Origin of the sequence: Streptomyces cinerochromogenes (genome assembly GCF_014648635.1) — a bacterium.
GTDB classification, from domain to species: domain Bacteria; phylum Actinomycetota; class Actinomycetes; order Streptomycetales; family Streptomycetaceae; genus Streptomyces; species Streptomyces cinerochromogenes.
Genome location: NZ_BMRM01000009.1, coordinates 147,751 through 160,591 on the forward strand (window position 1 = coordinate 147,751; position 12,841 = coordinate 160,591).

The 12,841-nt window shown below is 68.9% G+C and carries 12 protein-coding genes; 10 read left to right on the forward strand and 2 right to left on the reverse strand.

Annotated elements, in window-relative coordinates; translation table 11 throughout:
- The first annotated feature begins 222 nt into the window (after positions 1-222).
- Positions 223-804 carry a hypothetical protein gene (locus IEZ20_RS19020; RefSeq protein WP_189300180.1) on the forward strand — a complete coding sequence of 194 codons (582 nt, stop codon included), beginning with the start codon at positions 223-225 and terminating at the stop codon, positions 802-804.
- A gap of 7 nt (positions 805-811) precedes the next feature.
- Here IEZ20_RS19020 and IEZ20_RS19025 read toward each other — a convergent pair whose 3' ends face one another.
- Positions 812-1,114 carry a ferredoxin gene (locus IEZ20_RS19025; protein WP_189300182.1) on the reverse strand — a complete coding sequence of 101 codons (303 nt, stop codon included), beginning with the start codon at positions 1,112-1,114 and terminating at the stop codon, positions 812-814.
- A 520-nt stretch (positions 1,115-1,634) separates the two neighbouring features.
- Here IEZ20_RS19025 and arc point away from each other — a divergent pair.
- The 6 genes from arc (at position 1,635) to prcA (ending at position 7,802) form a co-directional block, all read left to right on the forward strand.
- Entirely contained in the window at positions 1,635-3,401 is a 1,767-nt protein-coding gene (gene arc, locus IEZ20_RS19030; protein WP_189300184.1) for a proteasome ATPase, read from the forward strand.
- A 232-nt stretch (positions 3,402-3,633) separates the two neighbouring features.
- Complete coding sequence (dop, locus tag IEZ20_RS19035) at positions 3,634-5,145, forward strand: depupylase/deamidase Dop (RefSeq protein WP_373303945.1); 1,512 nt, start codon at positions 3,634-3,636, stop codon at positions 5,143-5,145.
- Between the two features lie 172 nt (positions 5,146-5,317).
- Positions 5,318-5,536, forward strand: coding sequence for a ubiquitin-like protein Pup (locus IEZ20_RS19040; RefSeq protein ID WP_030608326.1), 219 nt, complete (start codon positions 5,318-5,320; stop codon positions 5,534-5,536).
- A gap of 49 nt (positions 5,537-5,585) precedes the next feature.
- The gene (locus IEZ20_RS19045; protein WP_189300188.1) at positions 5,586-6,191 is read left to right on the forward strand and encodes an endonuclease VII domain-containing protein; all 606 of its coding nucleotides are present in this window, start codon (positions 5,586-5,588) and stop codon (positions 6,189-6,191) included.
- On the forward strand, positions 6,143-6,988 hold the full coding sequence (gene prcB / locus IEZ20_RS19050; RefSeq protein ID WP_189300190.1) for a proteasome subunit beta: 846 nt from the start codon (positions 6,143-6,145) through the stop codon (positions 6,986-6,988). The genes IEZ20_RS19045 and prcB overlap by 49 nt, the downstream gene beginning before the upstream one ends.
- A 61-nt stretch (positions 6,989-7,049) precedes the next feature.
- Entirely contained in the window at positions 7,050-7,802 is a 753-nt protein-coding gene (gene prcA, locus IEZ20_RS19055) for a proteasome subunit alpha (RefSeq protein ID WP_189300193.1), read from the forward strand.
- Between the two features lie 57 nt (positions 7,803-7,859).
- On the opposite strand, the gene IEZ20_RS19060 is transcribed toward prcA, so the two are convergent.
- Positions 7,860-8,879, reverse strand: coding sequence for a LacI family DNA-binding transcriptional regulator (locus tag IEZ20_RS19060; protein ID WP_189300195.1), 1,020 nt, complete (start codon positions 8,877-8,879; stop codon positions 7,860-7,862).
- Positions 8,880-8,995: 116 nt separating this feature from the next.
- Here IEZ20_RS19060 and IEZ20_RS19065 point away from each other — a divergent pair, with 116 nt between their 5' ends.
- From IEZ20_RS19065 to IEZ20_RS19075, 3 genes are all read left to right on the forward strand, one after another.
- Positions 8,996-10,255: an MFS transporter gene (locus IEZ20_RS19065; protein WP_189300197.1), complete on the forward strand. Its 1,260-nt coding sequence runs from the start codon at positions 8,996-8,998 to the stop codon at positions 10,253-10,255.
- Between the two features lie 9 nt (positions 10,256-10,264).
- Entirely contained in the window at positions 10,265-11,626 is a 1,362-nt protein-coding gene (pafA, locus tag IEZ20_RS19070; RefSeq protein WP_189300199.1) for a Pup--protein ligase, read from the forward strand.
- 143 nt (positions 11,627-11,769) lie between these two features.
- Positions 11,770-12,774 carry an FKBP-type peptidyl-prolyl cis-trans isomerase gene (locus IEZ20_RS19075; protein ID WP_189300201.1) on the forward strand — a complete coding sequence of 335 codons (1,005 nt, stop codon included), beginning with the start codon at positions 11,770-11,772 and terminating at the stop codon, positions 12,772-12,774.
- Positions 12,775-12,841 lie beyond the last annotated feature (67 nt).

Consider the following 12,841-nt stretch of genomic DNA (forward strand, 5'->3'; position numbering starts at 1 on the left):
CAGCACCAGCACCAGCACCAGCACCAGCACCGGCACCGGTCCGAGCACCGGCCTCGACGCGTCGGCGCTGCCCGCTGCCCGCCGACCGGACCCCGGCCCCGGCCCCCATCGGCGTGGGCCCCTCGCCTGCGACAATCCCGGACCCCGCCGTTCCCCCGCACTGTGACGTGTGGCACCATGCAGCCCATCCCACCGGCACAGCCCTCACAGGAGACACTCCTCGTGCAGCAATCCGCCGTTCCGGAACTGGCCCACACCCGGACCCGGCCCATCCACTGGGTCGCCACCGCCACAGCCGTCGCAGGCGTCGTCGCCCTCTCCTCCGTCGTCCAGCCGGGATCGGCCACCGCCGCCCAGTCCGGCCCCGGCACCACCGGCAGGACCGCCCCCGCGGCCGCCGCCCCGCCCAGCACGACCGGCGTGAAATTCCCCCTCGCCTGCGGACCCGTCAAGGCCGTCGTCGCGAAGAAGGCCACCGGAGACCTGGACGGCGACGGCAGGCCGGAAACCGTCGCGGTCGTCCACTGCGACGCCCCCATGGGCACCCCGCCCGATGGCGTCTACGTCCTCACCCGCGCCGCGGACAGCGACACCCCCCGCGTCGTCGCCACCCTCGTCGAGCCCCGGGAACGGCTCACGGTCACCGACTTCGCCCTCCGCGCACAGGCCGTCTCCGCCACCCTGCTCGGTTACTCCTCGGACACCGTGCCCAGTTGCTGCCCCGACGTGAAAACCCCGGCCAAGTGGCGATGGAACGGCAACGCCTTCCTCCGCTCCACCCCGGCCGGGGCCCACAGCGTCTGAACCGGACTCACTCCGCGTCGGGCCCGTACACCTCTACCCTGTCCGAAACCCGGCGCACATGGATGCACTCGCCGGGACACTCCCTCGCCGAGTCCACCACGTCCGCCAGCAGCGGCAACGGCACCGGCACCGACGCCCCCGGAGCCTGCAGCAGCTCCTCGTCCGCACCCTTCACATAGGCCAGCCCGTCGATGTCCAGCTCGAACACCTCCGGGGCGTACTGGGCGCAGATCCCGTCGCCGGTACACAGATCCTGGTCGATCCAGACCTCCAGCGCCTCGCCGCCCGCGGCCTCCTGCTGCACGGTCATCTCTCCTGCCCTCGGTTCGCCGGACCGTCCCGGCACCCCGAGGGCCAGCCGGGTCCGCTCCAGCGGCTGTTGAACACCCCCGACCCTACCTCCGCCCGCCCAACGGCCCCGCCGCACCGGCCCAGGGTTTCCGGCCCCGCCCGCTCGGGTACCAGCGCCGGACCGGGACACAGGCCCCCCGGCGGCCGGACCGAACACTTCAGGCCACCCCGACGGTGACCCCGCCCGCCGATACCGTCGCTCTGCGTGATGATCGTACGAGCGTCCCGAGTGCTGCCCGCAGAGCGGCCCAACGGCCACCAGCGGACAACTCCGGTCAGCCACGAAGGGATTCGACCCCGCCATGCATGGAACAACCTGCTTTCCCCTCACGTTGAGTGGGTATCCCCTCCGTGCGAGGGAGTGTGCACCGGGTGACCGACGACACACCTTGACAGTCTTTGTGATCTAGGGGTTTCAATCGACACCCACCCAGGTAGGGTCTGGAAGCGTCCAGCTCCCCTTGGAGGAGGTGAGGACCGTGGCAGCCCACGACGACGACATGAACCGCGGCATCCGCCCGGGACGAGGGTCCGACGACCCGGCCGGGCAGATCGCCTACCTTGAGCAGGAGATCGCCGTCCTGCGCCGCAAGCTCGCCGACTCTCCGCGCCACACGAGGATTCTCGAAGAGCGGATCGTCGAGCTGCAGACCAACCTGGCCGGCGTGTCCGCCCAGAACGAACGACTGGCCAACACCCTCCGCGAGGCCCGCGACCAGATCGTGGCCCTCAAGGAGGAGGTCGACCGACTCGCTCAGCCGCCGGCCGGCTTCGGTGTCTTCCTGCAGGCCAACGAGGACGGCACCGCCGACATCTTCACCGGAGGCCGCAAACTCCGCGTGAACGTCAGCCCCAGCGTCGACCTCGACGACCTGCGGCGCGGCCAGGAAGTCATGCTCAACGAAGCGCTCAACGTGGTCGAAGCCATGGAGTTCGAGAGCGTCGGCGACATCGTCACCCTCAAGGAGATCCTCGAGGACGGCGAGCGCGCCCTGGTACTGGGCCACACCGACGAGGAACGGGTCGTCCGCCTCGCCGAGCCCCTGCTCGGCACCACCATCCGCGCCGGCGACGCCCTCCTCCTCGAACCCCGCTCCGGCTACGTCTACGAGGTCGTGCCCAAGAGCGAGGTCGAGGAACTGGTCCTCGAAGAAGTCCCCGACATCGGCTACGAGCAGATCGGCGGCCTGGGCAACCAGATCGAAGCCATCCGCGACGCCGTCGAGCTGCCCTACCTCTACCCCGACCTCTTCAAGGAGCACGAGCTCCGCCCGCCCAAGGGCGTCCTGCTCTACGGCCCCCCCGGCTGCGGCAAGACCCTCATCGCCAAGGCCGTCGCGAACTCACTCGCCAAGAAGGTCGCCGAGGTCACCGGCCAGGCCGCCGGCAAGAGCTTCTTCCTCAACATCAAGGGCCCCGAGCTGCTCAACAAGTACGTCGGCGAGACCGAGCGGCAGATCCGCCTCGTCTTCCAGCGTGCCCGCGAGAAGGCCAGCGAGGGCACCCCCGTCATCGTCTTCTTCGACGAGATGGAATCGCTCTTCCGCACCCGCGGCTCCGGCGTCAGCTCCGACGTCGAGAACACCATCGTCCCGCAGCTCCTCGCCGAGATCGACGGCGTCGAAGGCCTGCAGAACGTGGTCGTCATCGGCGCCTCCAACCGCGAGGACATGATCGACCCGGCCATCCTGCGCCCCGGCCGCCTCGACGTGAAGATCAAGATCGAGCGCCCCGACGCCGAAGCCGCCAAGGACATCTTCGGCAAGTACCTCACCGAGCGCCTCCCGCTCCACGCGGACGACCTCGGCGAACACGGCGGCGACAAGGCCACCACCGTCCAGAGCATGATCCAGACGGCGGTCGAGCACATGTACGCCGAATCCGAGGAGAACCGCTTCCTGGAAGTCACCTACGCCAACGGAGACAAGGAAGTCCTCTACTTCAAGGACTTCAACTCCGGCGCCATGATCGAGAACATCGTCGGCCGCGCCAAGAAAATGGCGATCAAGGACTTCCTCGAAAAGAGCCAGAAGGGCCTCCGCGTCTCCCACCTCCTCCAGGCCTGCGTGGACGAGTTCAAGGAGAACGAGGACCTCCCCAACACCACCAACCCGGACGACTGGGCCCGGATCTCCGGAAAGAAGGGCGAGCGGATCGTCTACATCCGCACCCTCATCACCGGAAAGCAGGGCGCGGACACCGGACGCTCCATCGACACGGTGGCGAACACCGGTCAGTACCTGTAAAAGCGGGGCGGCTGCGGGTGCCCACCACGGGTACCCGCAGCCGACTGCTTTCCAGGCCACGACCGGAGCAGCCAATGACGCAAATGATCTCCCCACCAGCGCAAAGGCGTTCTAGGCTCGTTCCTACCGCCGAGTCGCGCAGTGCGGGGACGGGCACCGCACACCCACCGGAGCGCCAGCGGGACGCGAGCGGCGCCCACGACCGAGGGTGCCGCCGGGCAAGGAGGGCCGCATGACCGTACGGCGAGTAATGGGCATCGAGACGGAGTACGGGATCTCCGTCCCCGGCCACCCCAACGCCAATGCCATGCTCACCTCATCCCAGATCGTCAACGCCTACGCGGCGGCGATGCACCGGGCCCGCCGGGCTCGCTGGGACTTCGAGGAAGAAAACCCCCTGAGGGACGCACGAGGCTTCGACCTCGCCCGGGAAGCCGCCGACTCCAGCCAGCTCACCGACGAGGACATCGGCCTCGCCAACGTGATCCTCACCAACGGCGCACGCCTCTACGTCGACCACGCCCACCCCGAATACAGCGCCCCCGAGGTCACCAACCCCCGCGACGCCGTCCTCTGGGACAAGGCCGGCGAACGCATCATGGCCGAAGCCGCGGAACGAGCCGCACAGCTCCCCGGCGCCCAGCCCATCCACCTCTACAAGAACAACACCGACAACAAGGGCGCCAGCTACGGCACGCACGAGAACTACCTCATGAAGCGGGAAACCCCCTTCTCCGACATCGTGCGTCACCTGACCCCGTTCTTCGTCTCCCGCCAGGTCTTCGCCGGAGCCGGCCGCGTCGGCATCGGCCAGGACGGACACGAACACGGCTTCCAGATCAGCCAGCGCGCCGACTACTTCGAAGTCGAGGTAGGCCTCGAAACCACCCTCAAGCGCCCCATCATCAACACCCGCGACGAACCCCACGCCGACGCGGAGAAGTACCGCCGCCTCCACGTGATCATCGGCGACGCCAACCTCTCCGAGATCTCCACGTACCTCAAGCTCGGCACGACCGCCCTCGTCCTCTCCATGATCGAGGACGGCTTCATCGCCGTGGACCTCGCCGTCGACCAGCCCGTACGCACCCTCCACCAGGTCTCCCACGACCCCTCGCTGAAACGCCTGGTCACCCTGCGCAGCGGCCGGACCCTCACAGCCGTCCAGCTCCAGATGGAGTACTACGAGCTGTCCCGCAAATACGTCGAAGAACGCTTCGGCGCCGACGCCGACGACCAGACCAAGGACGTCCTCAGCCGCTGGGAGGACACCCTCACCCGGCTGGAGAACGACCCCATGAGCCTCGCCGGCGAACTCGACTGGGTCGCCAAACGGGAACTCATGGAGGGCTACCGCCGCCGCGACGACCTCGACTGGGACGCCGCCCGGCTCCACCTGGTCGACCTCCAGTACGCCGACGTACGCGCCGAGAAGGGCCTCTACAACCGCCTGGCGGCCCGCGGACGCATGAAGCGCCTGCTGGACGAGTCCGAGGTCGACGAGGCCCGTACGAAGCCGCCGGAGGACACACGCGCCTACTTCCGCGGCCGCTGCCTGGAGCAGTACGCCGACGACGTCGCGGCCGCGAGCTGGGACTCGGTCATCTTCGACCTCCCGGGCCGGGACTCGTTGCAGCGCGTTCCAACCCTGGAACCGCTACGCGGAACGCGAAATCACGTCAAGGAGCTGCTGGACCGCTGCCGCACCGCGGAAGACCTGGTCAGGGTGCTGTCCGGCGGCTGAGCACGATCAGCGGGTACTCGTACCGCCCCGGGCGGACAGGGTGGAAACCCCACCGCCCGGGAATCATCGAGGTGGCCCCCGCACGTTGTGGAAACTGCGGGGCCGATGTCGGACCCGGCCTATAGGGTCTGATCATCACCGATCGGCAGGCGAACTGAGCGGGGTGAGGGTTATGGCAACCAAGGACACCGGCGGCGGCCAGCAGAAGGCCACCCGGTCCACCGAAGAGGTCGAGGAGCAGGCGCAGGACGCGCAGGCCTCGGAGGACCTCAAGGAACGGCACGAGAAGCTGAGCGACGACGTGGACTCGGTGCTGGACGAGATCGACGACGTACTCGAGGAAAACGCCGAGGATTTCGTGCGGTCCTTCGTGCAAAAAGGCGGACAGTAAAGGCGACATGGTCGCCTTGCCTTCGAAATGAAGGACGCGGGGGAGTCGGGTGGTTGAGGAGCCGAACGCGAAGGAATGCAGGAAGTGCGGGCGTGAGCTGCCTCTCGCCTCCTTCGCCAAGGACAGGAACCGGCGTGACGGCCTCCAGGTGCACTGCCGGGAGTGCGTGGCGGAGTACAGCGCCGCGCACTACCGGCGCCGCCGGGAGGCCATGGGGAAGCCGGTCCGGGAGAAGGCGGACGTCCCGGCCGGGTACAAGCTCTGCCGCACGTGCGGCGAGGTCAAACCGCACGGCGAATGGCATCGCAACGCGTCGGCTTCCGACGGGCTGTCGACGCGCTGCAAGGCGTGCCGGGCGGCGCTCGGGCGGGAGGACCACCTGAGGCGCACGTACGGCCTCACCCGAGCCGGGTGTGACGCGTTGATCGCCTCTCAAGGGGGCGTCTGTTGTATCTGTCTGAGCGCTGTGCCGGCACATGTGGATCACTGCCATGAGACGGGTAGGGTCCGTGGCGTACTGTGCTTCAGCTGCAACGCCGCACTGGGGCAGTTCAAGGATCAGCCCGAGGTCATCAGGCGGGCTGCTGCTTACGTGGAAGGAAACTTGTGGAAGCCAACTCTCGTGGCACCGGGCGTCTACCAGCTGCCTTCCTGACGCCAGGGTCCTCCTCCTTCATGGACTTCCTCGCCGAGCACCAGCCGGAGCTGCTGCCCGGCAACCGGCAGCTGCCGCCCACGCAGGGTGTGATCGAGGCACCCCACGGGACGACGATCGTCGCCGTGACGTTCCCGGGTGGCGTGGTGCTCGCCGGTGACCGCAGGGCGACGATGGGGAACGTCATCGCCCAGCGGGACATCGAGAAGGTCTTCCCGGCGGACGAGTACTCGGCGGTGGGTATCGCCGGTACCGCCGGTCTCGCCGTGGAGATGGTGAAGCTCTTCCAGCTGGAGCTGGAGCACTTCGAGAAGGTCGAGGGTGCGCAGCTGTCGCTGGAGGGCAAGGCGAACCGGCTGTCGACGATGATCCGTTCCAACCTCGGCATGGCCATGCAGGGCCTGGCCGTGGTGCCTCTGTTCGCGGGGTACGACGTGGACCGTGAGCGGGGGCGGATCTTCTCGTACGACGTCACGGGCGGGCGTTCGGAGGAGCACAACTACGCGGCGACGGGTTCCGGCTCGATCTTCGCGCGGGGTGCGATGAAGAAGCTGTTCCGTGACGACCTGACCGAGGAGCAGGCGGCCACGCTGGTGGTGCAGGCTCTGTATGACGCGGCTGACGACGACTCGGCGACCGGTGGTCCCGATGTCGCCCGCCGGATCTACCCGATCATCACGGTGATCACCGAGGACGGTTTCCGCCGGCTCACGGAGGACGAGGCGTCGGAGTTGTCCCGTGCGGTGCTCCAGAAGCGTCTGGAGGAGCCGGACGGTCCGAAGGCCGCGCTGCTCTGAGTGCGGGCCCGGTTCTTTTCAAGGTGATCCAGTGACCATGACAGAAAGGGACGGATAACCGGTGTCGACGCCGTTCTATGTCTCACCTCAGCAGGCGATGGCGGACCGGGCGGAGTATGCCCGGAAGGGCATCGCCCGTGGCCGCAGCCTGGTCGTGCTGCAGTATGCCGACGGCATTGTGTTCGTCGGCGAGAACCCGTCCCGTGCGCTGCACAAGTTCAGCGAGATCTATGACCGGATCGGCTTCGCGGCGGCCGGCAAGTACAACGAGTACGAGAATCTGCGGATCGGTGGTGTGCGCTACGCCGACCTGCGGGGTTACACCTATGACCGGGACGATGTGACGGCCCGGGGTCTGGCGAACGTGTACGCGCAGACGCTGGGCACGATCTTCTCCTCGGCGGCCGAGAAGCCGTACGAGGTGGAGCTGGTGGTCGCCGAGGTGGGGGAGACCCCGGAGGGTGACCAGATCTACCGGCTGCCGCATGACGGGTCGATCGTGGATGAGCACGGTTCGGTCGCGGTGGGTGGTAACGCCGAGCAGATCAGCAGCTTCCTGGATCAGCGTCATCGTGACGGGATGTCGTTGGCGGAGGCGTTGAAGCTGGCGGTGCAGGCGCTGTCGCGGGACACCAACGGCAGTGAGCGGGAGATTCCGGCGGAGCGCCTGGAGGTGGCGGTGCTGGATCGTACGCGGCCGCAGAAGCGCAAGTTCAAGCGGATCGTGGGGCGTCAGCTGGCGCGTCTGCTGGCGGCGGACGGTGCGGGCACGGAGGCGGAGACCTCGGAGGAGGGCGGTTCCGAGGAGGAGTGATCCTTCTCGCTCAGGTGTGCGAGTGCCCCGGCCGGTGATCCGGTCGGGGCACTCGGCTTATCCGGCGGTGCGCGGGGGTGCTGTGGAGCCTCGTACGACGAGGTGGACGGGGATGTCGCCGCCCTCCGGTTCGCGGCCGTCCAGGACGGCGAGGAGGGCTTGCATGCCGCGTTCTCCGAAGGTCTCGGCGTCGAGTCGCACGGTCGTCAGTTCGGGGTCGATGGCGGTGGCGAGGGCGAGGTCGTCGAGGCCGGTGACGGAGATGTCGTCGGGGATGCGCAGGCCGAGGCGGCGGAGGGCCTTGTAGGCGCCGGCGGCGAGTTTGTCGTCGTCGCAGACGATGGCCGTGGGGCGGGGGCCGGGGGCGGTGAGGGCGGTTTCGGTGGCGGTGCGGGCGCCGTCGATGGAGATGGGGGCGCGGGCGGTGCGGATCTCGGTGCCGGGGACGGTGGCCATGCGTGCGGCGAGTTCTCTGGCGCGGATGTCGAAGGTCCAGGAGGGTACGTCGGCGGCGAGGTGGAGGATGCGGCGGTGGCCGAGGCCGAGGAGGTGGTCGGTGACCTGGCGTATGCCGTCGGTGATGTCGAGGTTGACGGTGGCGGCGCCGAGGCTGCCGGCGGGGTCGCTGTCGAGCATGACGAGGGGGAGCTGGTCGCCGCGGATGGCGGTGAGGGCGTCGGCGGCCATGGAGGAGGCGATGACGCCGTCGAGGGCGGCCTGGGCGGAGGCGAAGGGGTTGCGGGCGGGGCCGATGCCTTCGGGGGAGGGGTAGAGGACGACGCCGAAGCCGTGTCGGGCGGCGATGCGTGCGGCGCCGGTGTAGACGCCGGCGAAGAACTCGGTGGTGAGGGCGGGGACGACGAGGAGGACGGTGCGGGTGTGGCCGAGGCGGAGGTTGCGGGCGGCGAGGTTGGGCCGGTAGCCGAGTTCGCGGGCGGCTTCGCGGACGCGTTCGGCGGTGGTCTCGGAGACCCGGCCGCGCCATTTGTCGCCGAGGACGAGGGAGACGGCGGCTTGGGAGACGCCTGCTGCGTGGGCGACGTCCCGGCTGGTCGGGCGGGTGTTGCTGCGGGCCACGACTCTCTCCCGGTCGTCTGGACGTGTGACAGCGCACATGGTACGTATGAAGAGGGACGTTATACGTAACACTTCGGGCCGTCGCGGCGTCCCGGGCGAGGCACGGGAGGCTGGACATGGCGGCGGGGTACCTGGAGATCCTGCGGGCGAGGCACGCCCTGCGGCTGCTGACGGGGACCCTGGTGGGCCGGTTGCCCAACGCGACGGCCGCGATCGCCCTGGTGCTGTTCGTGCGGGCCGAGGGCGGAACGTACAGCCTGGCGGGCGCTCTCGCGGCCGTGTACGGCGTGGCGAACGCGGTGGGCCAGCCGGTGCTGGGCCGGCTGGTGGACCTGTACGGCCAGCCGCGGGTCCAGCTGCCCGCCGCCGTGGTCGCGGCGCTGGCGATGACGCTGTTCGCGTTCTGCGGCACGGATCCGCTGCCGCTGGCCTATGCCGCGGTGGGGGTGGCCGGGCTGTTCACGCCGCCGCTGGAGGGCGGTCTGCGGGCGCTGTGGCCGTCGGTGCTGGCCCGGGAGGAGCAGGTGCACACGGCGTACGCCATGGACGCGATCGCGCAGGAGGTGATGTTCACCGTCGGCCCGCTGCTGGTGACGCTGTGCGTGTCGGTGTGGGACGAGCGCGCGGCCCTGCTGGTGCTGAACCTGCTGGGTGTGCTGGGGGCGCTGTCGGTGGTGGTGTCGCCGCCGTCGCGTGCGTGGCGGTCGGCGCCGCGGGAGGCGCACTGGCTGGGGGCGCTGCGTTCGCCGGGGCTGCTGGCGCTGCTGGCGGCGTTCCTGTTCGTGGGGATCGCGCTGGGTTCCATCACGGTGGCGTCGGTGTCGTACGCCGACGGGCACGGCGGTGACGCGGTGTACGGGTGGCTGATGGCGGGGCTGGGGCTCGGGGCGCTGGCCGGTGGCACGGTCTACGGTGCGCGGCAGTGGGCCGGTGCTCCGGAGCGGCGACTGAGGGTGCTGACGGCTCTTCTGGCGGTGTGTTACCTGCCGCTGATGCTGATGCCGGGTGCTGTGGCCATGGTGCTGCTGAGTGTGGTCTCGGGGGTGTTCCTGGCGCCGTGCATCGCCTGTGCGTTCATCATCGTGGACCGGCACGCGCCGAGCGGGACGGTCACGGAGGCGTTCTCCTGGCTGGTGACGACGTTCACGGTGGGTGCGTCGGTGGGAACGGGCCTGGCGGGGCCGGTGGTCCAGGCCGGTGGCGCGCTGTGGGGTTTCGCGCTGCCGGGTGCGGCGGGGGCGGTGTCGCTGCTGGTCCTGCTGGCCACCGGACGGGTCCTCGCAGCTCCCGCGCGGGGCGGGGTTGTTGCGGCTTCATCGGAAAATGATCCAAATCGTGCCGTCGAACCCCGTTTCAGCTCGGGGGATCGGGCGTAATGTTCCCTCATGGACCGCCGCATTTTCGGGCTGGAGAACGAGTACGGCGTCACGTGCACGTTCAGGGGACAGCGCCGCCTGTCTCCTGACGAGGTGGCGCGGTACCTCTTCCGCCGTGTCGTGTCATGGGGCCGCAGCAGCAATGTCTTTCTGCGGAACGGCGCCCGGCTGTATCTCGACGTGGGCTCACATCCGGAATACGCGACACCCGAGTGTGACAACGTGACCGAACTGGTCACCCACGACAAGGCCGGCGAGCGCATTCTCGAAGGACTCCTGGTGGACGCGGAACGACGCCTGCACGAGGAGGGAATCGCAGGCGACGTCTACCTCTTCAAGAACAACACCGACTCGGCGGGCAACTCCTACGGCTGCCACGAGAACTACCTGGTGGCGCGGCACGGGGAGTTCTCCCGGCTCGCGGACATCCTCATCCCCTTCCTGGTCACCCGGCAGCTGTTGTGCGGTGCCGGCAAGGTGCTGCAGACTCCGCGCGGTGCCGTGTACTGCGTGAGCCAGCGCGCGGAGCACATCTGGGAGGGCGTCTCCTCGGCGACGACGCGTTCCCGGCCGATCATCAACACCCGTGACGAGCCGCACGCGGACGCGGAGCGGTACCGCCGGCTGCACGTGATCGTCGGTGACTCGAACATGTCGGAGACGACGATGCTGCTCAAGGTCGGTGCCACCGACCTGGTGCTGCGCATGATCGAGGCGGGGACGGTGATGCGTGACCTGACGCTGGAGAACCCGATCCGGGCGATCCGCGAGGTCAGCCACGACATCACGGGCCGGCGCAAGGTGCGGCTGGCCAGTGGCCGGGAGGCCTCGGCGCTGGAGGTGCAGCGCGAGTACTTCGACAAGGCGCTGGACTTCTGCGACCGGCGGGGTATCCGCACCGGCACGGTCGCGCAGGTGCTGGAGCTGTGGGGCCGCACGCTGGAGGCGATCGAGAGCGAGGAACTGGACCGCATCGAGACCGAGATCGACTGGGTCATGAAGTACAAGCTCATCGAGCGGTACCGGGCCAAGCACAACATGACGATGTCGCATCCGCGGGTCGCTCAGATAGACCTCGCCTATCACGACATCCACCGTCGTCGTGGCCTGTACTACCTGCTGGAGAAGAAGGGGCAGGCGGCCCGGATCTGCAACGACTTGAAGATCTTCGAGGGCAAGTCGGTTCCGCCGCAGACCACTCGGGCCCGGTTGCGCGGCGACTTCATCCGGCGGGCGCAGGAGCAGCGCAGGGACTTCACGGTCGACTGGGTGCACCTGAAGCTCAACGACCAGGCGCAGCGCACCGTGTTGTGCAAGGACCCGTTCCGTTCGGTGGACGACCGGGTGGAGAAGCTGATCGCCGGTATGTAGGGCCGGTCGGGGAGTCGGGCGTCGGTGCCGCGCAGGTGCCGGAACGCCACACGGGCGCCGTACGTTTCCCGTACGGCGCCCTTCTCAGGTCGTAGAGTTGCGCGCACTCCATCCGAAAGACCGACCGATTACGAGGCTCTTCCGTGCGCCGACGCTCACTCCTCCTGGCCGCCGTACCCGCAGGGCTGGTCACACTCGCCGGATGCGGTGAGGACAAGTCCGACTCCAGCAGGACCGGCGCCTCGCCGTCGGCCTCGGCGTCCTCCGCGCCGCCGCCGAAGATCGTGGACGGGCCGCTGCCGGCGGTCACGGCGGGGACGAGGTTCGGCGAGAAGCCGACCGTGGCCAAGGGGTCGGGGGAGCCGTCGAAGGATCTGGCGGTGAAGACGCTGATCGCGGGCGGTGGCCGTGTGGTCGCGGAGAACGACTTCGTGAAGGCGGACTATCTCGGCGCGATCTGGAGCACGGGGAAGGTCTTCGACAACTCCTACGACCGCAAGCGCCCGCTGGTGATCCAGCTGGCGCAGGGCAGCGTCATCGACGGCTGGCGGTACGGGCTCGCGGGCAAGAAGACCGGCAGCCGTGTCGAGATCGCCGTCCCGCCCGAGCTGGGCTACGGCAAGGGGGGCAACGCGCAGGCGGGCATCAAGGGCACCGACACGCTGGTCTTCGTCATCGACCTGATCGATTCGTTCAACTCCAGGAGTTCCGCCAAGGGCAAGGCGGTCGCTCAGGACGACGCCGCGCTGCCGAAGGTGGGCACCAACACCGACGGGCTGGTGCCGAAGGTCACCGTGCCGAAGACGGACCCGCCGAAGAAGCTCGTGTCGGCGTACGTGCTGGAGGGGGACGGGCCGGAGCTGAAGGGCGACCAGGCGGTGCTGTGCCAGTTCCAGGGGCTGGTCTGGGACGGCGGCAAGACGTTCCAGCGGACGTACGGCTCGGGCCGGCTGAGCCAGTTCGGGCTGGAGCAGATGCAGCAGGCGGTCAAGGGGCTCGCGCAGGGGCTGACCGGCAAGAAGGTGGGCAGCCGGGTGCTGATCGTGGTCCCGCCGGAGCTGGGGTACGGGGACAATCCGCCGAGCGGCGGGGTGATCAAGAAGGGTTCCACCCTGGTGTTCACGGTGGACATCCTCGCGGCGATGTAGCGCCGGTGCCGCCCGGGCGGGCGGGAGGGCGGCGGGGATGAAAGACTGTCGCTGTTTCGTGTCGTAC

What these genes read in the sequence shown, in the direction of transcription:
- pafA (WP_189300199.1), top strand. Translation starts at nt 10,265, where the DNA reads ATGGACCGCCGCATTTTCGGGCTGGAGAACGAGTACGGCGTCACGTGC.
- IEZ20_RS19025 (WP_189300182.1), bottom strand. Translation starts at nt 1,114, where the DNA reads ATGACCGTGCAGCAGGAGGCCGCGGGCGGCGAGGCGCTGGAGGTCTGG.
- IEZ20_RS19040 (WP_030608326.1), top strand. Translation starts at nt 5,318, where the DNA reads ATGGCAACCAAGGACACCGGCGGCGGCCAGCAGAAGGCCACCCGGTCC.
- IEZ20_RS19065 (WP_189300197.1), top strand. Translation starts at nt 8,996, where the DNA reads ATGGCGGCGGGGTACCTGGAGATCCTGCGGGCGAGGCACGCCCTGCGG.
- dop (WP_373303945.1), top strand. Translation starts at nt 3,634, where the DNA reads ATGACCGTACGGCGAGTAATGGGCATCGAGACGGAGTACGGGATCTCC.